Source organism: Colwellia sp. TT2012, from assembly GCF_001440345.1.
Classification (GTDB): Bacteria; Pseudomonadota; Gammaproteobacteria; order Enterobacterales; family Alteromonadaceae; genus Colwellia.
In genome coordinates this window covers 683534-706179 of the sequence record NZ_LJYX01000006.1, presented here as the reverse complement: position 1 = coordinate 706179, position 22646 = coordinate 683534, and the positions used below count along the sequence as shown (strand labels likewise).

General features: G+C 39.9%; 22 protein-coding genes and 1 other RNA gene. 17 read left to right on the top strand and 6 right to left on the bottom strand.

Features of this window, described 5'->3' with window-relative positions:
- Nucleotides 1–16 precede the first annotated feature (16 nt).
- The 3 genes from ubiH to ASU03_RS04815 all read right to left on the bottom strand — a co-directional run bounded on the left by ubiH (nucleotide 17) and on the right by ASU03_RS04815 (nucleotide 3516).
- Nucleotides 17–1324, bottom strand: coding sequence for a 2-octaprenyl-6-methoxyphenyl hydroxylase (gene ubiH, locus ASU03_RS04825; RefSeq protein WP_057830725.1), 1308 nt, complete (start codon nucleotides 1322–1324; stop codon nucleotides 17–19).
- 178 nt (nucleotides 1325–1502) lie between these two features.
- A complete protein-coding gene (pepP, locus tag ASU03_RS04820) occupies nucleotides 1503–2867 on the bottom strand; it encodes a Xaa-Pro aminopeptidase (protein WP_057830724.1) in 1365 nt (454 codons plus the stop codon).
- A gap of 46 nt (nucleotides 2868–2913) precedes the next feature.
- The gene (locus ASU03_RS04815) at nucleotides 2914–3516 is read right to left on the bottom strand and encodes a UPF0149 family protein (protein WP_057830723.1); all 603 of its coding nucleotides are present in this window, start codon (nucleotides 3514–3516) and stop codon (nucleotides 2914–2916) included.
- 164 nt (nucleotides 3517–3680) lie between these two features.
- On the opposite strand from ASU03_RS04815, the gene ASU03_RS04810 reads away from it, so the two are divergent.
- The 9 genes from ASU03_RS04810 (at nucleotide 3681) to ruvX (ending at nucleotide 11378) form a co-directional block, all read left to right on the top strand.
- On the top strand, nucleotides 3681–4028 hold the full coding sequence (locus ASU03_RS04810) for a cell division protein ZapA (protein ID WP_231731488.1): 348 nt from the start codon (nucleotides 3681–3683) through the stop codon (nucleotides 4026–4028).
- A 169-nt stretch (nucleotides 4029–4197) separates the two neighbouring features.
- Nucleotides 4198–4379: non-coding RNA, 6S RNA (ssrS, locus tag ASU03_RS19720), on the top strand.
- Between the two features lie 556 nt (nucleotides 4380–4935).
- Nucleotides 4936–5307: a thiol-disulfide oxidoreductase DCC family protein gene (locus ASU03_RS04805; protein WP_057830721.1), complete on the top strand. Its 372-nt coding sequence runs from the start codon at nucleotides 4936–4938 to the stop codon at nucleotides 5305–5307.
- A gap of 206 nt (nucleotides 5308–5513) precedes the next feature.
- The gene (murI, locus tag ASU03_RS04800; RefSeq protein ID WP_057830720.1) at nucleotides 5514–6323 is read left to right on the top strand and encodes a glutamate racemase; all 810 of its coding nucleotides are present in this window, start codon (nucleotides 5514–5516) and stop codon (nucleotides 6321–6323) included.
- Nucleotides 6324–6504: 181 nt separating this feature from the next.
- Nucleotides 6505–7692: a methionine adenosyltransferase gene (metK, locus tag ASU03_RS04795; RefSeq protein ID WP_057830719.1), complete on the top strand. Its 1188-nt coding sequence runs from the start codon at nucleotides 6505–6507 to the stop codon at nucleotides 7690–7692.
- A 569-nt stretch (nucleotides 7693–8261) separates the two neighbouring features.
- On the top strand, nucleotides 8262–8996 hold the full coding sequence (rsmE, locus tag ASU03_RS04790) for a 16S rRNA (uracil(1498)-N(3))-methyltransferase (RefSeq protein WP_057830718.1): 735 nt from the start codon (nucleotides 8262–8264) through the stop codon (nucleotides 8994–8996).
- A gap of 163 nt (nucleotides 8997–9159) precedes the next feature.
- Nucleotides 9160–10134 (top strand): glutathione synthase, encoded by a 975-nt coding sequence (gene gshB, locus ASU03_RS04785; protein ID WP_057830717.1) that lies wholly within the window; start codon nucleotides 9160–9162, stop codon nucleotides 10132–10134.
- 84 nt (nucleotides 10135–10218) lie between these two features.
- Nucleotides 10219–10839 (top strand): YqgE/AlgH family protein, encoded by a 621-nt coding sequence (locus ASU03_RS04780; RefSeq protein WP_057831000.1) that lies wholly within the window; start codon nucleotides 10219–10221, stop codon nucleotides 10837–10839.
- An 89-nt stretch (nucleotides 10840–10928) separates the two neighbouring features.
- The gene (gene ruvX, locus ASU03_RS04775) at nucleotides 10929–11378 is read left to right on the top strand and encodes a Holliday junction resolvase RuvX (RefSeq protein WP_057830716.1); all 450 of its coding nucleotides are present in this window, start codon (nucleotides 10929–10931) and stop codon (nucleotides 11376–11378) included.
- Nucleotides 11379–11392: 14 nt separating this feature from the next.
- Here ruvX and ASU03_RS04770 read toward each other — a convergent pair whose 3' ends face one another.
- A complete protein-coding gene (locus tag ASU03_RS04770) occupies nucleotides 11393–12286 on the bottom strand; it encodes a peptidoglycan DD-metalloendopeptidase family protein (protein WP_057830715.1) in 894 nt (297 codons plus the stop codon).
- 146 nt (nucleotides 12287–12432) lie between these two features.
- Between ASU03_RS04770 and ASU03_RS04765 the strand changes: the two genes are divergently transcribed.
- Complete coding sequence (locus tag ASU03_RS04765; protein ID WP_057830714.1) at nucleotides 12433–12870, top strand: DUF4124 domain-containing protein; 438 nt, start codon at nucleotides 12433–12435, stop codon at nucleotides 12868–12870.
- Between the two features lie 51 nt (nucleotides 12871–12921).
- Nucleotides 12922–13599: a DUF2982 domain-containing protein gene (locus ASU03_RS04760; protein WP_057830713.1), complete on the top strand. Its 678-nt coding sequence runs from the start codon at nucleotides 12922–12924 to the stop codon at nucleotides 13597–13599.
- Nucleotides 13600–13654: 55 nt separating this feature from the next.
- Here the strand turns inward: ASU03_RS04760 and ASU03_RS04755 are convergent, their stop codons facing one another.
- Complete coding sequence (locus ASU03_RS04755) at nucleotides 13655–14572, bottom strand: LysR family transcriptional regulator (protein WP_057830712.1); 918 nt, start codon at nucleotides 14570–14572, stop codon at nucleotides 13655–13657.
- Nucleotides 14573–14729: 157 nt separating this feature from the next.
- On the opposite strand from ASU03_RS04755, the gene ASU03_RS04750 reads away from it, so the two are divergent.
- The 3 genes from ASU03_RS04750 to ASU03_RS04740 all read left to right on the top strand — a co-directional run bounded on the left by ASU03_RS04750 (nucleotide 14730) and on the right by ASU03_RS04740 (nucleotide 18410).
- On the top strand, nucleotides 14730–15254 hold the full coding sequence (locus ASU03_RS04750; RefSeq protein ID WP_057830711.1) for an NADPH-dependent FMN reductase: 525 nt from the start codon (nucleotides 14730–14732) through the stop codon (nucleotides 15252–15254).
- A gap of 480 nt (nucleotides 15255–15734) precedes the next feature.
- Entirely contained in the window at nucleotides 15735–16997 is a 1263-nt protein-coding gene (gene lysA / locus ASU03_RS04745; RefSeq protein WP_057830710.1) for a diaminopimelate decarboxylase, read from the top strand.
- Between the two features lie 627 nt (nucleotides 16998–17624).
- On the top strand, nucleotides 17625–18410 hold the full coding sequence (locus ASU03_RS04740) for a DUF481 domain-containing protein (RefSeq protein WP_057830709.1): 786 nt from the start codon (nucleotides 17625–17627) through the stop codon (nucleotides 18408–18410).
- A gap of 128 nt (nucleotides 18411–18538) precedes the next feature.
- Here ASU03_RS04740 and ASU03_RS04735 read toward each other — a convergent pair whose 3' ends face one another.
- Entirely contained in the window at nucleotides 18539–20122 is a 1584-nt protein-coding gene (locus ASU03_RS04735) for an isocitrate lyase (protein ID WP_057830708.1), read from the bottom strand.
- A 333-nt stretch (nucleotides 20123–20455) separates the two neighbouring features.
- On the opposite strand from ASU03_RS04735, the gene ASU03_RS04730 reads away from it, so the two are divergent.
- Genes ASU03_RS04730 through ASU03_RS04720 form a run of 3 tightly spaced genes read left to right on the top strand, consistent with a single transcriptional unit; the run spans nucleotide 20456 to nucleotide 22511 of the window.
- The gene (locus ASU03_RS04730) at nucleotides 20456–21403 is read left to right on the top strand and encodes a LysR family transcriptional regulator (protein ID WP_057830707.1); all 948 of its coding nucleotides are present in this window, start codon (nucleotides 20456–20458) and stop codon (nucleotides 21401–21403) included.
- Nucleotides 21404–21409: 6 nt separating this feature from the next.
- Nucleotides 21410–21796, top strand: a complete 387-nt coding sequence (locus ASU03_RS04725; protein WP_057830706.1) for a CidA/LrgA family protein — start codon at nucleotides 21410–21412, stop codon at nucleotides 21794–21796.
- Nucleotides 21759–22511 (top strand): LrgB family protein, encoded by a 753-nt coding sequence (locus ASU03_RS04720; protein ID WP_231731487.1) that lies wholly within the window; start codon nucleotides 21759–21761, stop codon nucleotides 22509–22511. Before ASU03_RS04725 ends, ASU03_RS04720 begins: the two co-directional genes overlap by 38 nt.
- The last annotated feature ends 135 nt before the right edge of the window (nucleotides 22512–22646 follow it).

Sequence of the window (22646 nt, the reverse complement as noted above, 5' to 3'; positions counted from 1 at the left end):
CTAATAATCCCTGTACCTAATAACCCATAGTTTTCTTAACTAAGGCATTTTTAAGCGGTGCAATAAAATTAAGCGCCTGTAAGCCGATATTGCGGCCAAGCACCAGTGGTGGTAGATCATTAGCAAATAAGGTCACCAGTGAATCCGTTAATTGAATCACTTCGCGTTGATCTTTCGCCCTATTTAGTTGATAACTATATAACAAGGAAAAACGTCCAATATCTTGCCCTGCTGCCACGGCCTTAGTCACTAATTCAGCCATAACCTCAACATCACGCAAGCCTAAATTAAAGCCTTGGCCGGCAATAGGATGGATAGTATGGGCCGAATTACCCACCAATGCCATACGATGATAGCTTTGCTGCTGTGCTTGCAATAATACCAAGGGGTAAGTATCACGTTTTCCGACATGCGTGATCGCGCCAAGATAACTACCAAAAGCGCGCTCTAGTGCAACTTTAAAAGCATCATCGTTTAAGCTATTAATTTCATCTGCTTGCGCGGGTGTCATGGTCCAAACCAGCGAACAACGTGACTCGCCATCCGTTGATGAGCTCGAGTTTACTGACTTGAGCGGCAACATGGCTATTGGGCCAAATTCAGTAAAACGTTCAAAGGCTTTTTGCTGATGGGCTTTGCTGGTTGAGACATTGGCAATTAAAGCAACTTGCTGATAATCAGCACAAGTAACGTCGATATTGGCAAGTTTTCTAACCGGTGAATGTACGCCGTCACAGCCCAGTAATAGCTGTGCGGATAAGACTTTACCTGAGTTGAGGGTAACCTTAATTTTCGTCTTATCAGTGTCGCTATCGTTTTGCTGTTGTGATTGGTCTTTGTCTAGACCTTGGCCTTGCCAGTCGATATCCGCTATTGAGTCTGGATTAAACCAGTGGATATTATTATTTATGTTAGTGTTTTGACTTAAGGCTTTTAATTGTGCTTTACCAATAAGCGCCATATCGATGACATAACCTAAGGCATTAACACCATGGTCCTTGGCGGTTAACCTTGCTTTAGCAAAGTGCCCTCGGTCAGAAATATCAATATCGGTAATCGCACAGGCATCATCTTTCAGGTATTGCCAGACGCCTAACTTAGCGAGATAGTTAGCGCTACCGTGAGATAGCGCTAATACACGCGCATCAAATAAAGCATGGTCATCTGCTGAGCTAGTTTGTTTAAACGTCTGAGTTTCAACGATGGCAATGGTTAAAAAACTGCCATCAGTTTTGCATAATTGACTTAAACTTAACGCCATTAAACTACCCGATAAGCCACCGCCTGAGATAATGACATCAAAATGTTGGTTACTGTGTTCCATCGCGTTAATCTTAGTTTTATCAGAATGAGTATTAATGTTTTTTTGCCCGCATCATTATTTAAGTTAGATGACCAGTTTTAGTACCTGCCTGTTTAAGCTTACTTAACTTCTGCTAGCATTGTCTTGCTATAGGCAGGCTAACTAAAGGCAAATACGCGTTAATTCAACAATCAAGCCATTACTTTAGCGTTTTTATCATCAAGTCTTCAATATCTGCAACGGTTTGTGGTGAGTTAGCCGTTAAATTCTCAAAGCCCTGTGCTGTCACGGCAATATTATCTTCAATACGCACACCGATGCCACGCCACTTTTCTGCCACAGCTAAATCACTAAGGGGGATATAAATGCCCGGTTCAATGGTCATCACCATACCTGGTTCAAATAAACGCAGCTGCTCTCTATCACTATTGATATGATAGTCACCAACATCATGAACATCTAAGCCTAACCAATGACCTAGACCATGAATGAAGTATTCCTTTATTTTCTTGTCATTAATAAGCTCGGTTAAATCACCGTTCAGTATGCCTAAATCAAGTAAACCTTGCGTTAAAAAGGCATTGGTTAGTACGTTTAACTTGGCAAAAGACATACCGGGTTTAATGGCGTTAATCGCAAGATTTTTTGCATCAAGTACCAGTTGATAGATGGATTTTTGCTCCGTGGTAAACTTACCATTAACCGGGAAAGTTCGGGTAATATCGGCAGCATAACCGGCTAATTCGGCGCCAGCATCAATCAGTAATAACTCATTATTTTTTAATACCGCGTTGTTATCGGTGTAATGAAGAATATTAGCGTTATCACCGCCCGCGACAATACTAGCATAGGCTGGATGCCTAGCACCATGGCGGGCAAATTCATGGAGGATTTCCGCTTCAAGTTGATATTCAAATTTACCCACTTGGCATTTTTGCATGGCGCGTTGATGTGCTAACCCTGAGATATGATTGGCTTGGCGCATTAAGGCCAATTCATTATCGCTTTTAATTAAACGTAGCTCAGCAATAATAGGGTCAGTATCGGTTAGATGCTGTGGCGTTTTGGCCCCTTGACGAATACTGCTCTTTACTTGCTTTAACCAAGTAAACACTTGCGCAGCAAAGTTATGGTCACTAAAACCAAAAAGCACTTGGCTTTTGCCATCAAGATAATCAGGTAATAGGTTATCAATTTCAGCGACGACAAAACTTTCATCAACACCATAGTCTTGCACCGCTTTGACTTGGCCAATGCGTCGCCCTTGCCAAATTTCATGTAAAGGCTCTTTCGCTAATGAAAATAAAATAGACTCGGCTTTACCCAGTTCATCTTTAAGCAATACTAATAAACCATCGGGTTCATTAAAACCGGTTAGGTATAAAAAGTTTTTATTTTGGCAAAAAGCATATTCGGTATCGTTACTGCGCGTAAGTTCACTGGCCGCAGGAAATAAAGCGATTGAATTATTTGGTATTTGCGCCATCAATGCGGCACGATGCTGAGCAAAGTCAGTCAAAGGTAACTGGCTAATGGCTGATTTACTTAACGGTGAAGTGCTCATGTAATTACTCGCGCCTATTTATTGCTGTGCTAAGGGTCATAAAAAATTAGTGAATTATTTTTTTCTTAGTTCCGTTACTTTCTTGGTTTGGTGGTGTCGCTAACTCGCTGAAACACAATATAGCTGAAATTCGGACATACTCACTGATTTCAAAATACGCTTGTTCAGTATCTTCATCTTCGTCCATTTCATCAGATAAGTTAGCAATTTCACTAAAATCTGTCAGTACTTCTTTAACTTCAGCAGAAACAACCGGACTATCTTTTTGCTCTAAACCAAAACCTAAATTAAAGCCTTGTACCCACATACTCAAAGCATGACCACGTTCGGCCATAGTATCATCGTCATCAGGTAATAATAAATTAAAGCTATAGGTGTCATCTAATATGCTAGTCCACAATTCATTATACATTTGCTTAAGGGCTATTTTAACGGCTGTTGGAAAGCCATCACCGTCATTAAATAAATCATTAAGCATAACCATATAGCCTTGATTTTCAAATTCAAAACCTGCACAAACTAAGCCGGTTAATACACCATGAATTTCACTGGCATGTGATCTTACATCTTCGCTAGTTAAAATGGCTTGTATACTGGGAAAATCCATTAAGTTATTGTTGTCATCGTTATTTGAGTTTGCTTGGGTCATGATTTACTTTCTATAATTACGGGGAGTTATGGTCAGTAATGGTATCACTGGGGAAAATGACAGAAAAGGAAAATAACAGAAAAATCCGATAATAGACGCTAAATACTTGCATAGCAGGCTTAGCATCGTTATTATAAAAATAATAGCTTAAAAACACTCCACTTATGGCTATTATTATTAATAACTCTTGGAATTTCTTGTCAATGGCGCAACGAACAGTAGAAATCAACATTGTTGAGCGCAAGCTGAAAGTAGCTTGTCCAATAGGGCAAGAAAGCGCCTTATTATCTGCGGCTCAAGAATTAACTAACCGTTTAAGCAAAGCGGGTGCGAGCAAAACGATCTGCACACCCGAGCAGAAGTTATTAATGACTGCGTTAAATTTAGCCAATGATTTATTGAAAGCTCAACAGCAATTAAAGGTAGAGCAACAAGAAAACCAAAATAAAATAGCTTTATTGCAAACAACCATAGAACAAGCCATTGCTCCAAAGAATATAAAAATAGCCTAAGTATTAATCGCTTACTCTTTTTACCCTTTCTTAATTTATGATTTACACCGACAACTCCTTTTGCCACAGTTAAAGCCTAAAAATAAAGCAAAACGAATACTTACTCAACATTCAGTTAAAAATTACAAAAAAAGCTTATTGGATGATATTTTTTTCGCTATACTGGTTTTGTCTTCTGGGGTGTTTGTGTGCGAACTATGTCCCTGAGCCGATAAGTTTTACCTTAGGAAATTGACTATTAGCTATTGTGCAAGCCCGGCTCGTATCGGGAAGCCTACGGTTAGCATGATACTTCCGCCCTGAACACACGGTGTTCAGGACTAAAGTTAGCTGCGGCACCTTGGAAGCAACCTATCCTCTATTTTTAAAGAAAATATCAATCATATTTCCGCACGACTCTAGGAAAGCACACGGTAGTCAGGACTAAATTCCCTGCGGCACCTTGGAAGCAACCTATCCTCTATTTTTAAAGAAAATATCAATCATATTTCCGCACGACTCTAGGAAAGCACACGGTGTTCAGGACTAAATTCCCTGCGGCACCTTGGAAGCAACCTATCCTCTATTGTTAAAGAAAATATCAATCATATTTCCGCACGACTCTAGCAAAGCACACGGTGTTCAGGACTAAATTCCCTGCGGCGCTAATGTTACTGATGGAAGCAATCTATCCTCTATTGTTAAAGAAAATATCAATCATATTTCCGCACGACTCTAGCAAAGCACACGGTGTTCAGGACTAAATTCCCTGCGCGCTAATGTAACTAATGGAAGCAACCTCCTCTCTTTTCAGAACAATCACATATCAACAATATTTCCGCACTCCTCGCTACAACGCAAAGCAAAGCAAAGCAAACAATAATGCTACAATAAAAGTATCTTAACAGCAAAAACAGTTGAGCTTGTTATGACTAATAAGCAAAAGTGTATTACCGTATTTTTCGATGGTGCTTGCCCGCAATGCATTAAGGATAGGCGTTTCTATGAGCGCTTTGCGGGTCAAGGTGGTAAGCAGGTAAAGTGGCTAGATATCACGGGCCAAGATGAATATTTAAAAACCTTAGGTATAAATCCCTTTAAAGCGCTGACAGAGCTGCATATCCAACTTGCGGACATGACCATTTTATCGGAATTAGACGCTTATATTGTTTTAATGATGCGAATATGGCTGCTCAAGCCACTGGCCTATTTTATATCCCTGCCATTAATTAGACCGTTAATAGCCCATATTTATCACCAAAGAGTCGCCAAGCGATTGAAGTTACAAGGTAGAATGTAAACGATTTTACTGACTAACTACCACGGGTGATAGATAAATGAAGAATGTAATCATTTCTACATTAATTTGTATTGATTTTTTGCTGATAAAAGCAATACAATTTGCCCAGAACAAGCTAATTTATGTAATTGAGCAAAGACCATCACTAGGCAAAAAACATAATCAAGCCACTAATTAAAAAAGCCAAGCATAAGAGCAAGCAATAAATGAAGCAAAAAACAACTGACAACTCAGCCGCGATTGGTGTATTTGATTCGGGTGTCGGTGGACTTTCCATTGCCAAGTGTATAGCTCAGCAACTTCCCCATGAAAATATTATTTATCTTGCCGATAGCCGCCATGCCCCTTATGGCGAAAAGTCGGTCGATTTTATTATCCAGCGCGTTAATAGCATGGCAAAATTACTCCTTGCTAAGGGTGTTAAAGCCCTAGTCATTGCCTGTAATACCGCCACAGTTAATGCTATAGAGCAACTAAGAGCACAAGTAAATATTCCAATCATTGGTGTTGAGCCAGCAATTAAACCCGCAGCAAAGCAAAGTATCAGTAAAAAAATTGCCATATTAGCAACACAAGCAACCAGTGAAAATCAACGTTTTAAAGACTTGATTGACCTACACCATAATGGTGCTCAAGTTTTCATTCAGCCCTGCCCTGGACTGGTCGAGTTTATTGAGCAAGGGAAACAACGCAGCCCCGCCTGTAATGCCTTATTAAGACAATATATCGAGCCCTTAGTTAAGCAAGGTATTGATACCCTAGTATTGGGCTGTACCCACTACCCTTTTGTACAACAACAAATAAGCGTTATTGCCGGTCAGCAAGTTAGCATTATTGAAACTGCCGCTCCTGTTACCCAGCAGTTAATGAAAAAATTGGCTGAAAATAATTTAACTGCTAGTAAAAAACAACAAGGGCAGACTCAATTTTTTAGCTCGCTGGCGACTAAACAGCAAGAACAAATATTCAGCCAACTATGGCAAGCACCATTGACTTTACAGCCATTGAATGAATAAAAATCACCCGAACAAGGCTTTACCTAGAGGCAAATAACCCAGAATAATTAACAGCGGGTAATAATTTTTTAAATGATTTTAGCCGTTTAGCCGTCTAGGCGTAAAAAAAGCTAGATAGTTGTTTTCAACAGGTGTAGAATCGCCGCATTATTTTGTATAACTCAAATTTTTCTGAGGACTTATGTCTAGATACCTTTTTACTTCCGAGTCTGTTTCTGAAGGCCATCCTGATAAAATTGCCGATCAAATCTCTGATGCGGTTTTAGATGCCATTATTGCCAAAGATAAATATGCCCGTGTGGCGTGTGAGACTATGGTAAAAACCGGTGTTGCTATTATATCGGGTGAAGTATCGACTAATGCTTGGGTTGATTTAGAAAAAATAACCCGAAATGTCATTAGTGCAATAGGCTATACCTCGTCAGATGTTGGTTTTGATGGCGCAACCTGTGGCATCATGAATTTGATTGGTCAGCAATCACCTGAAATAGCTCAAGGTGTTGATCGCAGTAAGCCAGAAGATCAAGGTGCTGGTGACCAAGGTTTAATGTTTGGTTATGCAACCAATGAAACACCCACGTTAATGCCTGCCCCCATATACTATGCACATCGTTTAGTTGAACGCCAAGCTGAAGCGCGTAAATCAGGTATTTTACCTTGGTTACGTCCAGACGCTAAATCACAAGTGACTTTTATCTACGAAGATAATAAACCAATCGCTATTGATACCGTGGTACTTTCTACCCAGCATAACCCTGACATTAAACAAGAAGATTTAGTCAGTGCGGTTATGGAAAATATCATCAAGCACGTATTACCTGCTGAGTTACTTACACCTGAAACCAAATATCATATCAATCCAACAGGTCGTTTTGTTATTGGCGGCCCAGTAGGTGATTGTGGTTTAACCGGTCGTAAGATTATTGTTGATACTTATGGCGGCATGGCACGTCACGGTGGTGGGGCTTTCTCGGGTAAAGATCCTTCAAAAGTTGATCGTAGTGCTGCTTATGCGGGTCGTTATGTCGCTAAAAACATTGTTGCCGCTGGCCTAGCCGATCGCTGTGAGATTCAAATTTCTTATGCTATTGGTGTTGCCGAGCCGACATCTATTTCAATCGATACTTTTGGTACCGGTAAAATATCTGAAGAAAAATTGGTCGAGATAGTCCGTGAACACTTTGACTTACGTCCATACGGCATTACTAAAATGTTAGATTTATTACACCCTATGTATCAGCAAACGGCGGCATACGGTCATTTTGGTCGTGAGCCCTATGAAATGACTGTCGGTAATGATACTTTCACCGCTTTTAGCTGGGAAAAAACCGATAAAGCAGACGATTTACGCAAAGCTGCGGGTTTATAACGTCAGTTAGCTCCAAGATACTATTTTCTGCGAGTGAGCAAATAGAAATTATGTATTGTGCTAACTCCTAGACATCCGGTCTCCGTTAGCTACCGTACATCCTGTACATAAAAAAGCCGGTATACCTTTAGGTGTACCGGATTTTTTGTTTATGCTGTAGTCATTTATGTTTTAGTCATAAAGACTAGCTAGCGGCATCTAATTTTCACCTAAACCTTTGCCCTAAGCTTTAAATAACACCTTGGCATTTTTAGCCCATGCTATTTCAGTATTTGCTTGGTAGTCATTGCCTATCGCGTGTGGGCCAGAAAAAATATGAATTAAACTGAGGAACTACCGTCACGAAAATGAACTAACCAGTGAAATTTACTGGCACCTTTTGTGCTGACTTCAGTATCGTCTTATCAGGCGTCAGAATTCAAGTTAGGCACAAGTTATCGGCTAACGAGTCAATTGAAACCGATAAAATAAAAAGTTTTATTCAATCTCACATTGCTTTTTAACCTAAGCGCCCATATTTTATATTGCATCAACACGACTAAAATAGCGAAAAAAAGACAGTACTCCTTATGCGAAACCCTAGAATTTATCAAGCAAGCCAATTTACTCTAAACGAAACTGTAACTTTATCGGATGACGCGTTTACTCATGTAGTGCGAGTTTTACGCCTAAAAGATGGTGATACCATCACACTATTTAATGGCGAAGAGCCGTTTCAATACACGGCAACATTGTGTAATGTCAGCAAAAAATCAGCTCAAGTGAAAGTAATCGCCCAGCAAGAAAATAACAGTGAGTCGCCACTAAACATTCATTTAGGCCAGGGTATTTCGCGTGGCGATAGAATGGACTTTACCTTACAAAAATCCGTTGAACTGGGTGTGAATACCATTACGCCCTTATTTACCAATCGTTGTGGGGTAAAGTTAAACGCTGAACGTCTGGAGAAAAAGCGTCAACAATGGCAAAAGATTGTCATTAGTGCCTGTGAACAAAGCGGTCGAACCCATGTGCCCATTGTTGCTGAGCCAATATTTTTAGCGGATTGGTTAACACAGCAAACCAGTGCTTTGAAAATTAATTTACAGCCAAAAGCGCAACACTCCATCATGAGTTTACCCATGAAAAACACTCGCGTTCGCTTGTTAATAGGTCCAGAAGGTGGTTTAAGTGATGAAGAGATAAGGCAAGCCAATGACAGTGGTTTTATTGATGTTTTGCTGGGACCAAGAGTATTACGCACTGAAACCGCTGCCTTAACAGCAATTACCGCCTTACAATGTAAGTTTGGCGATCTTAAATAAATACACGAATTATGACTATAACCAAGCCACTTAACAAGGCAGATTCAGAAGAATGATAAGCGCCATGAAAGCAAACATTGATGGCGTATAGGGTTGTTCCCTTATCGAAATCAATAACGTAGGATAAAGGCAAGGTTAACCTTAACACTGAACAGGAAAGATAATGACAACAACACAAAAAAAATCTCAAGCAATTAAACTTGGCGTGGTTATGGACCCTATATCACAAGTGAATGTGGCCAAAGATTCAACCATGGCGATGATGTTTGAAGCCCAAAAACGTGGTTATGAACTGTACTACATGGAAATGAAGGATTTATACCTTGAACAAGGTCAATGTCGAGCGACGACACACAGAATAAAAGTCTTTGATGATAGTGAACATTGGTATGAATTGTCTGACCCTCAAGATATCGCGGTAAGTGAATTAGATGTAGTATTAATGCGTAAGGATCCACCGTTTGATACTGAATTTATTTATGCAACCTACATGCTAGAACGAGCTGAAGTTGAAGGCACACTTATTGTCAATAAACCACAAAGTTTACGTGACTGTAATGAAAAACTATTTACCGCGTGGTTTAGTGATTATACCCCTAAAACGTTAGTCACGCGTAGCAGTAAAAAAATTCGCGAATTTCACCAAACACAAAAAGACATCATTATTAAACCCCTTGATGGCATGGGTGGTGCGTCAATATTCCGCATAAAAGCTGATGACGTGAATATTGGCGTCATTATCGAAACCTTAACCAACCATGGCGAGCAATATGCCATGGTCCAAGAGTTTTTGCCAGCCATTGCCGACGGTGATAAACGTATTCTTATTGTTAATGGCGAGCCTATGCCTTATTGTTTAGCGCGTATACCGGCTAAAGGTGAAACTCGTGGTAATTTGGCTGTAGGCGGACGTGGCGTTGCTCAACCATTAAGTGTTAGCGACAAGGCTATTGCTGATGCCATTGCCCCTGAACTGAAAAGGCGTGGTTTATTATTTGTTGGCCTTGATGTTATTGGTGATAAAATCACGGAAATTAATGTGACTAGCCCAACGTGTATTCGTGAAATTGAAGCGGCTTATCCAATAAATATTAGCGGCAAGTTAATGGATGCCATTGAAGATAACATCAATAAATAAGAGCTAAACTGTATGGACAAACCACAAAAAACAGCATTTAAAACAAAGTTAACCCGTTCGCAGCAGCAAGGTGAGTCGCCATCAATGATGAGTTTAGAAAATCAATTGTTGATTGCCATGCCCACCCTTGCTGATCCCTATTTTCAGAAGACTGTAACTTACATTTGTGAACACAATAAAGGTGGTGCTATGGGCTTGATCATCAACTTGCCGGTAAATATCACCTTATCGGATTTACTTAAGCAAATAGAGCCAGTAGAAGCGGCCAAAAACGACAGTTGTGACTTGCCTGATAACAGTGATAGTACTCAGACCACGGCGGTAACTGATAGCAAGAATAGCTTAAAGCAATTAGTACTATCAGGTGGCCCCCTTGCCCAACACCGTGGTTTTGTTTTACATAGCTCACAAACGGGTTGGAGTAGTTCATTGACCTTGAGTAAAGAGTTAATGATCACCACCTCAAAAGATATCCTTATGGCTTTGGGCACTGAAAAAGAACCAGAGCAATTTATGGTAACACTTGGTTATGCTAGTTGGGGACCCGGTCAACTTGAACAAGAGCTGCAAGCCAACTCGTGGTTAACCGCGCCCGCAGATAGTGAAATTCTTTTTAATACGCCGATAGAGCAACGTTGGAAAAAAGCCACTGAAATACTGGGAATCGATCTCGCTCACTTATCCTCAGATATTGGCCACGCTTAAATCAACGCTATTGCTTAAAATATTCTTAGCAAAAATACTGTGACCTGAACTATGGCTCCCTTAATTACTGATTGCACCCAAGGAAAAAAATGTCGACTAAAACTAAAGCGCCTATTGGCCAACGTACCGTTATAGGCTTTGATTTTGGTAAAAAGTATATTGGCGTTGCCGTCGGCCAAGAAATGACCGGTAGTGCCACGCCTCTTGGCTCTATAAAAGCGACCGACGGTATGCCACATTGGCACAATTTAGCTAAATACCTGACCGAGTGGCAGCCTGACGTTATTGTCGTTGGTTTACCCCTTAATATGGATGGTAGTGAGCAGCAATTGACTCTCGATGCTAAGAAGTTTGGCAAGCGAATCCAGGGCCGTTTTGGTATAAATGTGGAATTTCAAGATGAGCGCTTAACCACCGCCGATGCTAAAGAGCAGCTATTTGCTCGTGGTGGCTTTAAGAACCTTAAAAAGGATAATATTGATGCTGAGTCGGCCCGACTTATTATTGAAAGTTATTTTGCACAGCAATATGGCGAGTAATGGCAAAGAGCACATTAGGGTTTACTGGCTCCGAGCATAATCATTGCTCTTTTGGGGGTAAATGCTCTGCCCTTTTTATCAATAAACTTAAAGGGTATGGCAATATTTTTTAACCCAGCATTTTTAATAATAGAAAAATGTAGATGTGGGCCGGTAGAAAACCCTGATGACCCTGAACGTGCCAGCCTATCGCCAACGGCCACTTTATCTCCCTCCTTAACCAAAGCAGTAGCCATCAAGATATGTGCATACGATGAAAAAGTACCATCATCATGCAATACTTTAATGACATTAGCTTTATCGCGGAAGTAGCGAGTAGTGCCACTCATATGATAATCATCTTTCACCCAAACGACTGTACCTGCTCGCACAGCAGTTAAGTAAGTACCCACATCCATAGCGATATCTACTGCATATTTATTATAATCATCGGTATGAGAAAAGCTGCCATTAAAGGCTTGGCTGATCCTATGCCCCTTAGGTGAAAAAAAAGGCGCATGGTATGGATAATTATCAGCCACACTGCGGGGGTCACCCAGTGCCCAACGATACTGTACCTTGCTAGTATTTTTATCACTGTGAAATAAAGCAATACTATCGCGTGCGGGGATCACTTTTCGAATCTCTTTTTGGGTCACGGGTGAGGTAAAGCCGATTTCAATTGCTGTATAAAAATTATTTTTGCCATGGAGGGTAAAACCTTCACTATTTTTAACATAATAGAGCTCAATTTTACTGCTTGGTTTTTTGGCTTGAGTATAGCTTAGCGTTTCAAAGCTTTGTTCTTTTTCTGGCGGCTTATCACTGAAAACCCAATTGCCTTTAGCATCTTGGTATTTATACATTTGCCCTGCTTGGCCCATATTAAGACCAGCAACAAGTAACATTAATGCCAATAACATTTTCATTGTTAACCGTCCTTGTTTTCCTTAAGTGATAAAACTATTCACTGCAAACTGCCATATACTGATCAAGCTATGTTATGGTTTATATTGAATGAGAACTCATGCTTTTGCATAACGATTTAAAGAGCATTAAAAAGGATTTTATCAATATGTTAAGACTATTAGGCACGATTTTACTACTAGCAGCCAGCACTTTATCATTTAATTTAACCGCTGAAATTTATACCTGGACCGATAAATACGGCAAAGTTCACTTCAGTGATAAGCCCATAGATGGTGAAAAAATCACCACCATAACGCTCAAAGAAAATCATAATATTGCTGATGTAGTCAGCAAAGACAGTCAGTGGCAACAAGACTATAATGAGACTAAGCAAGCGAAAGCTGAACGAGCACAAAAAGAGGCCACGTTAGCTAAAAAAAATAAAGGCTATTGCAAGCAACTAAAAAGCCAGCTAGCAATCATTAGTCAAGGCGGTCGAATTTATATGATGTCACCTGATGGTCAGCGTAGCTTTAAAAGTGAAGCGCAACTAACGGCTCAAAAGAAAAAACTCAATAAGACAATTAAGAAAACCTGTCGGTAACTTAAAAATAATTTTGCTCAGGTAAGCTCCTAGGTGTGAGAGGTGTGGCTAATGACAAGTAAATTACCTGTTATAAAGATTAAAGCGCAAAGTAATCACCATGCCATGTTTTTAATGTTAACAGCGCTGATGCTATTTATTATCACCTTAGTCTTTAGCCAAGGCTATTGGCGACAATATCAGCTGGTATTGATTTTTATCTACCTTACCTCATTGGTCATTTTTATCACGGGATTAGCTAAGTACCTGCAACCAAAATATAGTTTATGCCTTAATCCTCAAGGCATCAGATATCAGCATAGCTATGGCCACTGGCAAGTTAACTGGCAACAGATACAGCGCATTGCTTTAATGAATGAAAGCTTAGGCTTTATACAAGTACAGTTACCCTATATTGGTATTCGTCTAAAACATTTATCGACTCTGGCCAAGCAAATTTCGCCGCGCTTAGCCAATCGCCTGATTCATGAACAAAGGCCATTATTAGCCTTTGCTATTCAACAACAGTGTATTAGCCTGGAGCAAGGCCAGCTTAATTTCGAGCCTTTTCAATTATCTTCAGGAGAGTCAATCGTCGGCCCCTTAGCCGCATTTCTTCACCACAGTACCGTGTTACATAAAGCCTTTGGTTACCATTTGTTTCTGCCTGAAACCGCCCTTGACCGTGAGCTTAATGAGTTTTGTACTTTACTAAAACAGTGCATGCAATCATCTGTTGAATATAGCTGAGCACTCTTTAAAAATATCATGCAAAGGTTGTGCTATAAAATTTTTTAAAATATCGTTAAAGCGCAACCTTAGGCATTTTTTCAACCAGTAAATCAATAAAACAACGTACTTTAGGTGATAAGTGTTTTCTACTGGGATAAATTGCATAAACATCAATAGTGGGAGGAATATAATCATTAAGTAAGATAACTAATTGTTGCTGTTGCAGGGCTTCTTCCATAACAAATTCAGGTAAGCGGCAAATACCATGACCTGCAAGAACCATAGCCAACTCCATACTAGCGCTGTTGCATAATAACTTAGCTTTCACTGCAACTTGGCTATGTGTGCCATTGTTATGGTTATAGCTCCATTTATTAGCTTGCTTTAAATTACTATAACAAATGCACTGGTGTTCACTGAGTTGCGCTACCGTTGTAGGCACACCAAAGCGTTTAAGGTAAACCGGCGATGCCACGGTATAGCCTTTACAGCTATATATTTTACGGCAAACCAAACTTGATTCAGCCAACTGCTCTGTTGCTCTAATGACTAAGTCAAAGCCATCTTGAACTAGATCAACATGTCGATCATTTAAGTCTAATTCCAGATTTACTTGCGGGTATTGGTGCATAAACGCTGACACCACCTCTTGTAAATGGCTTTGCGCAAAGGAAGTTGGACAACTCACTTTAAGTACACATTTAGGTTCAATATGACTTTGCTTTAATAAAGACACCGCATCATGAGCATCAAAGACCAACTGCTGACATTGCTCATAGTAAACTTGTCCTTCTGGGGTCAAACTGATAGAGCGAGTAGTGCGATTTAATAACCGTACACCCACACGTGTTTCAAGTTTATTGAGTGTTTTACTAATGTAGGAGTTTGAGTGCCCGGTCGCTATCGCTGCGCCAGAAAAACTGCCACAGTCAACGACTTGGGTAAAGATAACCATGCCATCGAATAGCTTGGAATCGTGATTATGAGTCATATGGAAATAGTTTTTATCATTTAAGGGTATTAATTACGTTCGGTTATAGCTGTATACTACTCACATCTTGAGTTTAAGCCAAAGGGTTAGTCACTTATTTACCAGTGAACTAAGGCTTAAAATTAAACATTATAAATCGTTAAAAGGACACCTCATTATGAAATTATTAGCCTTCGCAGCCAGCAGCAGCTCAAAGTCAATCAACAAACAATTAGCAACGTATGCCGCTTCTCTGGTACCTAATGCCACGGTAGAAATATTAGATATTAACGATTATGAAATGCCTTTATTCAGTCAAGATAGAGAAGATGAATTAGGTCAACCCGAGGCCGCCAAAGCTTTTTACGCTAAATTAGGCCAAGCCGATGCTATTATCATTTCTTTTGCTGAGCACAATGGCTCTTATACCGCAGCTTATAAAAACTTATTTGACTGGACCTCTCGCATCGACATGAAGTTATTTCAAAATAAACCTATGGTTTTATTGGCAACCTCTCCTGGCCCAGGAGGCGCTAAAACGGTATTAGCAGCAGCGACAGCCTCAGCACCTTATTTTGCCGCGGATGTAAAAGCGAGTTTATCCATTCCAAGTTTCTTTGATAATTTTGATAGTGACAAACAAGAAATTACTAATTTGGACCTACTTGATGAATTACAGTCGGCTCTGGCACAGCTAAGCTAAAAATGCCGATCTAGCCACTGTTTTAACAAGTAAAACAGTGGCTAGAGCCATAACATTTACCACCACGTTCCCCCTCTAAGTCCCTGCTGAATCGCTCAAAAGAAGTTAAGTTACCTGAACTATGGATAAGCAGCACTTGCTCAATATTCCCCTTTATCTGATTATCAGCGTTAAAACGTCGATAAATAACCCGTTATTCATAAACGTTTTGCCTTGATAATCGAATAAATTGAAACATTGATAACATATATCGCGACTGATTTTGTAAATTTTATTCTTAATAATCGTAAGTTGTTGTTTTTACTTAACCATCAAGCACACATTATCCAGAGTTCAGGTTAAGTAAACACCTAGCCCATTCGATACCAGTTATGAGCTATAACTTTTTACCCAGACCTTATTACACTTAGCCCTTGAATAGTGCCACCAGTTAGCATAAATTGAGCTACATTATCTTTGCTCAAGACCCATGATTACCCTATGACACCAGTTAGCTACTTCCCACACAAAAATGATGAAATGTATGTTGAAAATATTGCTATTAGTGATATTGCCAAGCAGGTTCAAACACCTTTTTATTGCTATTCAAGCGCGGCCATTGAAGCAAGTTTTCAAGATTATCAACAGGCATTTAGCGACCAAGACGCTTTGATTTGTTATGCGGTAAAAGCGAATAGCAACCAAGCGGTACTTGCCACTTTAGCAAAATTGGGCTCAGGCGCCGATGTAGTCTCAATGGGAGAAATTCGTCGCGCCATTGCTGCTGGCATCCCCCCAAATAAAATTGTTTATTCGGGGGTGGCTAAAACCCAAGATGAAATCCACTACGCGTTATCCTTAGGTATTTTACAATTTAATGTTGAGTCTGAGCCTGAGCTAGCGTTGATATCGAAAGTTGCCAGCTCACTTAATACCACAGCAGCGATTGCTTTTCGTATTAACCCTGATGTTTGTGCGCAAACGCATGAAAAAATTTCCACCGGAAAGGCTGAGAATAAGTTTGGTATTCCCATTTCCAAGGCACGATTGGCCTATAAAAAAGCGGCAGCGTTACCCGGCATAAAAGTTCAAGGTGTGGATGTACACATTGGCTCGCAATTAACCAGCTTGGCTCCTTTTGCCGAAGCTTACCAACGTATTGCCGAACTGGTTAGTGCACTTCGATCCGATGGTCATGACATTAGCGTGATTGATGTTGGTGGTGGCTTAGGCATTACCTACCGTGATGAAGTCATTCCCAGCAAGCAAGCCTATGCCGATATAGTCAACGCCCAACTTGGCCAACTTAATTGCAAAATAATTATCGAGCCGGGTCGCTCGCTATTGGGCAATGCGGGGATTCTGGTAGCCAGTGTCGTTTTTGTAAAAGATGGTGAAGAACGACAATTTTTACTACTCGATGCGGGTATGAACGACTTGATAAGACCCAGTATGTATGATGCCTATCATCAAATTTTTGCCGTCAATAAGGGTAAAAAATCACTAAAAACCTATGATGTCGTTGGTCCTGTTTGTGAAACGGGCGATACCTTTGCCAAAGCGAGGCAAGTGCATGAGTCTAATGCCGGCGATTTAATTGCTATTATGAGCTGTGGGGCCTATGGCGCAGTTATGTCATCAAATTATAATACCCGTATGCTAGCGCCAGAAGTGATGGTTAAGGGTAATGAATTTGCCATAGTCAGAAAGCGCCCGAGTTATGAAGAAATCATCCAACAAGATATTATACCAAGCTGGCTTTAGCAAAGCTGTCTAGGCCAGCGAATGTTCATCTTTTTATCAAGCGTTGCACCTTAACACCGCGGCCCGAGCAACCTTACCTAGCGCAGGCCGAAAAATTGAATAGCACCTTGCTGCTGGCCATTGGCCGGCTTTAAATGCTGGACAATATTTACCAACAGCCGGCGATAATCAACATGGCCATAGAACACTGCAGAGTCGATAACATGTTTTTCGAACCCGCATAGCCGACGCGCTCAGCCCATGGTTACCACTGTGAGTTTAAAACACCTACTACTGATCCTAATAATCACGGAATCCTGATGAACACTAAGCAAGAAAAGCTATTAAAAAACGCCCAAAAATTGTAGCTTTGTTAGCTGTATTACATGAAAAATTTTGTCGTGATTAGTGTCGGTCTTGAGCCTAGTTAGGCGGTACAATATTTATCAGTGATATACGGTTAATAAATTAACATGATGATATATATTATTTAATTAACTGAGTTATGGCAATTAAGGTGAAATTTATTAAAATTTTTCATTTACATAAGTTTACACGTTGGCTGCCCTCTAAAAATTTGATAGGATCGCGGAAAAATTAATCCCTCCAACATTTTAACTGATCAATTATCATTTTTTAAGGATGAACATGAAATCTAAAATAGCTGCTGCAGCTCTGCTGTTATTACCTTTTACTGGCCAATATGCCCTGGCTGAAGAAGTTGCTGAAGAAAAATCTTCTTTTACTATCTCAGCCGAATTAGGCATGTTGTTTAAAACGGGCAACACTAAAAGTGGTGATATCAAAGCCGGCCTAAACATTAAACATGAAGCAGGACGTTGGTTAAATTCACTAGCTTTTAATGCCCTTGCTAAGAAACTTGAAACAGAAGATGAATTTCAAAGCACTGACAACAAGTGGGATATTCTTGGTCAGTCTAATTATTCGCTAGAAGAAGGCGGTAAAAACTACCTTTACGGCAGCGCTTATTATGAACAAGATAAGTTCAGTAGTTTTCAATACCAAACTTCAGCTTCTTTTGGTTGGGGTCGTCACTGGTGGGAAACTGAAACTAGTTCATTTTTCGCTGATATTGGCCCAGGTGTAAAATACGACGTTATTCGCGCTTCTGATGCGACTGATACTAAGCTGGCGATGGAAGAATACAGCGAAACTGCTGCAATTGTGCAAGCCCAAGCTTTATACACTAAACAAATTAATGATTTTGTTGAATTCAAACAATACTTTGTTGCCAAACAAGCATTGGAGTCTGGTAAAAATAGTATTTATAAATCAGAGACTTCATTGACTACCAAGCTAATGGAATCTTTACAATTCAAGTTTTCTTTTCGTGTTGATTACGATACTGAAGTAGAACAAGGTTTTGAAAATACTAACACTGAAACCTCGGTAACCTTAGTTTATAACTTCTAATTTATTAACTATAAGTAGCAATGCCACAATGCTAGCTGCTTTTGTATTATTAAAAATAATAAGTAAAAAATAAAAAACCAGCCTTCAAGGCTGGTTTTTTTATTCAATAATTAATTCGCTAATTAATATTAAAACTGATTAGACGTGTTTTTTGCGCCGCCAGCTTTAAGGGCATTCTCACCAGCAAAGTATTCTTTGTGGTCATCACCCATATCAGAGCCTGACATGTTTTGGTGTTTAACACAGGCGATACCTTGACGAATTTCTTTACGTTGTACACCTTTAACATAACCCAGCATACCCGCTTCACCAAAATACTCCTTCGCTAAGTTATCAACAGACAATGCCGTGGTGTGATAAGTAGGAAGAGTTATTAGGTGATGGAAGATACCCGCTTCACGTGAAGTATCCGCTTGGAAAGTACGGATTTTATCATCAGCTGTTGCCGACAATTCAGTCTGATCATATTCAACATTCATTAAATCAGCACGAACGTATGCTGAGACATCTTCACCCGCAGCAACCATGGCGTCAAAGGCTTGCTGACGGAAGTTTAGTGTCCAGTTGAATGATGGGCTGTTATTGTAAACCAGTTTAGCATTCGGAATTTCTTTACGAACTTCGTTCATCATTGCCGTAATATCAGCGACATTTGGTGTGGCCGTTTCAATCCAAAGCAAGTCAGCACCCGCTTTAATTGCTTCGATGCTGTCAAATACGCAACGCTCTTCACCGGTTCCTTGACGAAATTGGTATAAACCAGAAGGTAAACGCTTAGGGCGCACAAGCTTGCCGTTACGGTTAAAGCAGACATCACCTTCTGCCATGTCAGCTACGTCAATTTCTTCAACGTCTAGGAATGAGTTATATATATCACCTTGATCGCCCGGTTCTTTAACCACCGCAATTTCTTTAGTCAGACCCGCACCTTCAGAATCAGTACGAGCAACGATGATACCATTGTCGATACCAAGCTCTAGGAAAGCATAACGTAATGCACGGATCTTAGAGTGAAAATCTGCGTGGGGAACCGTTACTTTACCGTCTTGGTGACCACATTGTTTTTCATCAGCAACTTGATTTTCGATTTGCAAAGCACAAGCACCAGCCTCAATCATTTGTTTAGCCATTAGATAAGTCGCTTCCGCGTTACCAAAACCCGCATCGATATCGGCAATAATGGGCACAACGTGAGTAACGTGATTATCAATTTTATCTTGGATGGCAGCTTTTTCGCCTTCACTTGCCGCGTCTAGATCGCGGAAAAGACCACCTAACTCACGGGCATCGGCTTGACGTAAGAAGGTGTAAAGCTCGGCAACCAATGATGCTACAGACGTTTTTTCGTGCATAGATTGATCTGGAAGAGGACCAAATTCGCTACGCAGTGCCGCGACCATCCAACCAGAAAGGTATAAATAACGACGGTCTGTTTTACCATCAAAATGCTTCTTAATAGCAATCATTTTTTGTTGACCAACAAAACCGTGCCAACAACCTAAAGACTGAGTGTACTTAGAACTATCAGCATCATAAGCGTCCATATCACTGCGCATAATGTCTGCCGTATATTTAGCGATGTCTAGACCCGTTTTGAATCTGTTCTGGGTACGCATGCGAGCAGCAGACTCAGGGTTAATGGCGGCCCAAGAGCTACCTGCTTGCTCTTTAATGGCTTTAACTGCTTCTATTGCACTTTGATAGTTAGACATATCATTCTCCAAAAGTCTTGTTGTAGATTAAATAGGTGTTATTAGTATTGGCTGATTAACTGGCAAATTGAGACCTTAAATCAAAGGGTCAAACGTTAAGCTGAATTTAAAATAATAAGCTTTCATACCGGACTACAAAAACAATAACCCATGCTTAGGGTATTTTTAAAATATATATTTATGATTACCATCATTCACAAAATGAATAAGTCTTGGTCTTTATGCCACTTATCAACCACTTTTTATCACTTTATTGGTAAAAACACATTGAATTAGCTCAGAATTTAGCTTATATCTACCTGACTTATATTAATCGAGAGAGCCATTAACGACATGAATATTTCTAAAATCGATTTAAACCTACTTATTTATTTAGACGTATTATTGCGTGAAAAAAATGTTACTCGGGCAGCAAGCCAGCTTAATATTACCCAACCGGCGATGAGTAATGGCTTAAAACGGCTCAGAACTTTATTTAACGATCCCATTTTAGTACGTACTTCTAATGGCATGGTCCCGACAGAACGGGCTCGCGTTTTAGGCCCAAGTATTCGTAAGATATTGCTTGATTTAGAAGAAGCTTTGCAAGGCGAGGAAGAATTTAACGAATTTAACAGTCAACGTGTTTTTAGGATCATGGCCAGTGATTATGCGGCTTCAACATTGCTCTCTACGCTACTAAGATCTTTAAATGAAGTAGCCCCTAATGTCACCTTAGATATTATGACGCCAAGTGATGTTACCTTTCATGATGTAGAGGCAGGTAAAATTGATATGGCGATTAACCGTTTTGATGAATTGCCACAATCTTTCCATCAAAAAACAATTTGGCGTGACTCTTTTTCCTGTTTATTAAGCGCTGACAACCCATTAGTCAATAAATTTAATTTAAACGCTTACCTTAGCGCAAAACACGTCTGGGTTTCAAAAACTGGCTTTGGTGTTGGCGTGGGTATGGATCCTAAAGATGTGCAAAAGCTTGGTTGGGTTGATGAAGCGCTAGCCCGCTTAGGTAAGAAGCGTGACATTAAAGTTTTTACCCGTAATTACCATGTTGCTATGCAATTTGCTTATGAAGATAATTTAATTGCTACTTTACCGACCAAAGCGGCGATGTTACACAAGAATGACAGTAACTATACTATTCTAAAACCGCCCTTTGATATCCCAGAGATAGAATTAAAAATGATCTGGAGTCCCTTATTACATCACGATGCCAGCCATATTTGGTTTAGAAAATTAGTCATTGCTGCAGCACAAACTTGTGAGAATAATAAATAATTGACGATGAAAAATGCGCTTTATACCCTTTTTGCCATCAGTATTAGTTTACTGCTAGGAAAGCTTGTTAACTATTTATTGTCTGGCCTACCAGCAAGCTTATACGGTATGGTTATTTATGCCTTTTTTTTACAGCTAAACTGGTTTAGTGCGAAAAAGGTTAGCGTTACTAATCAGTGGCTTATTAGAAATATGGGGGTTTGTTTTGTTCCTGCCGGCGTTGGTGTTATTAATCATTTTCAATTAATACAACAACACGGCATCGCCTTGATTACCATTATATTTAGCTCGACTTTTCTCTTACTGACGGTCATAGGCTGTCTAAGTGAACGCTTTCTTATTATGCCTGAACCTGATGATGACAGCAGATCCGCAGGTAAAAATAATGCTTGATAGTGCGCTAATTAACACGTCTATTTTGGCAAGTATCGCCATCACCTTAATTACGGTTACCACCTATCAATTGGCCGTCAAACTTCAACAAAAATGGCAATCAATTTGGTTAAACCCTATGTTGTTTACCATCATTTTATTAGTACCACTACTGCTTTTAGTTGATATAAATTATCAGCAATATAGCCAAGCGACTTATTTTCTTAATCTTCTATTAGAACCAGCGATTGTTGCCCTAGGTTTTCCACTTTATCAACAGCTCAGACAGATAAAATTTCATTGGCGGGAGATTATGTCTATCTTAAGCTTAGGTATTATAGTGGTGATATCAGTCAGCTTTATTCTGGCGATGATCTTTATTAAAGCGCCTGAAATAGCCATAGCATTATCACTTAAATCAGTAACCACACCTATTGGTATTACGTTAACCGAGCAATTATCCGGTGATAGCTCCATTACCACTTTTGCTATTTTGCTTGCCGGGCTATTTGGCGGTTTACTTGGGCCTGCTTGGCTTAGCTTTATTGGCGTAAATTCCGCAAAAGCTCAGGGTTTGGCCATAGGTAGTGCCAGTCATGCTATTGGTACCGCGGTGTTAGTTAGGGTGAGTGCTGAACATGGCGCATACAGCTCAGTTGCTTTGATTTTATCCGCCTTACTTACCGCACTGATCAGCCCTTGGTTAGTGCCTTTACTGCAGCAACTATTTAACTAAAAAGGTTTACCAGCACTCAGCAGCAAGAATCATTCACCATATGAATGGTCTTTATCATAAAGTACAATAATATCATGCTACCGACCTAACCTATAATAAAAACAACAAAATAACATTAACTAACAATTACTTAGA

Excerpts from the sequence above, each read along its gene's own strand:
- ubiH (WP_057830725.1), bottom strand. The coding sequence starts at position 1,324 with ATGGAACACAGTAACCAACATTTTGATGTCATTATCTCAGGCGGTGGC.
- pepP (WP_057830724.1), bottom strand. The coding sequence starts at position 2,867 with ATGAGCACTTCACCGTTAAGTAAATCAGCCATTAGCCAGTTACCTTTG.
- ASU03_RS04815 (WP_057830723.1), bottom strand. The coding sequence starts at position 3,516 with ATGACCCAAGCAAACTCAAATAACGATGACAACAATAACTTAATGGAT.
- ASU03_RS04810 (WP_231731488.1), top strand. The coding sequence starts at position 3,681 with ATGGCTATTATTATTAATAACTCTTGGAATTTCTTGTCAATGGCGCAA.
- ASU03_RS04805 (WP_057830721.1), top strand. The coding sequence starts at position 4,936 with ATGACTAATAAGCAAAAGTGTATTACCGTATTTTTCGATGGTGCTTGC.
- murI (WP_057830720.1), top strand. The coding sequence starts at position 5,514 with ATGAAGCAAAAAACAACTGACAACTCAGCCGCGATTGGTGTATTTGAT.
- metK (WP_057830719.1), top strand. The coding sequence starts at position 6,505 with ATGTCTAGATACCTTTTTACTTCCGAGTCTGTTTCTGAAGGCCATCCT.
- rsmE (WP_057830718.1), top strand. The coding sequence starts at position 8,262 with ATGCGAAACCCTAGAATTTATCAAGCAAGCCAATTTACTCTAAACGAA.
- gshB (WP_057830717.1), top strand. The coding sequence starts at position 9,160 with ATGACAACAACACAAAAAAAATCTCAAGCAATTAAACTTGGCGTGGTT.
- ASU03_RS04780 (WP_057831000.1), top strand. The coding sequence starts at position 10,219 with ATGATGAGTTTAGAAAATCAATTGTTGATTGCCATGCCCACCCTTGCT.
- ruvX (WP_057830716.1), top strand. The coding sequence starts at position 10,929 with ATGTCGACTAAAACTAAAGCGCCTATTGGCCAACGTACCGTTATAGGC.
- ASU03_RS04770 (WP_057830715.1), bottom strand. The coding sequence starts at position 12,286 with ATGAAAATGTTATTGGCATTAATGTTACTTGTTGCTGGTCTTAATATG.
- ASU03_RS04765 (WP_057830714.1), top strand. The coding sequence starts at position 12,433 with ATGTTAAGACTATTAGGCACGATTTTACTACTAGCAGCCAGCACTTTA.
- ASU03_RS04760 (WP_057830713.1), top strand. The coding sequence starts at position 12,922 with ATGACAAGTAAATTACCTGTTATAAAGATTAAAGCGCAAAGTAATCAC.
- ASU03_RS04755 (WP_057830712.1), bottom strand. The coding sequence starts at position 14,572 with ATGACTCATAATCACGATTCCAAGCTATTCGATGGCATGGTTATCTTT.
- ASU03_RS04750 (WP_057830711.1), top strand. The coding sequence starts at position 14,730 with ATGAAATTATTAGCCTTCGCAGCCAGCAGCAGCTCAAAGTCAATCAAC.
- lysA (WP_057830710.1), top strand. The coding sequence starts at position 15,735 with ATGACACCAGTTAGCTACTTCCCACACAAAAATGATGAAATGTATGTT.
- ASU03_RS04740 (WP_057830709.1), top strand. The coding sequence starts at position 17,625 with ATGAAATCTAAAATAGCTGCTGCAGCTCTGCTGTTATTACCTTTTACT.
- ASU03_RS04735 (WP_057830708.1), bottom strand. The coding sequence starts at position 20,122 with ATGTCTAACTATCAAAGTGCAATAGAAGCAGTTAAAGCCATTAAAGAG.
- ASU03_RS04730 (WP_057830707.1), top strand. The coding sequence starts at position 20,456 with ATGAATATTTCTAAAATCGATTTAAACCTACTTATTTATTTAGACGTA.
- ASU03_RS04725 (WP_057830706.1), top strand. The coding sequence starts at position 21,410 with ATGAAAAATGCGCTTTATACCCTTTTTGCCATCAGTATTAGTTTACTG.
- ASU03_RS04720 (WP_231731487.1), top strand. The coding sequence starts at position 21,759 with ATGATGACAGCAGATCCGCAGGTAAAAATAATGCTTGATAGTGCGCTA.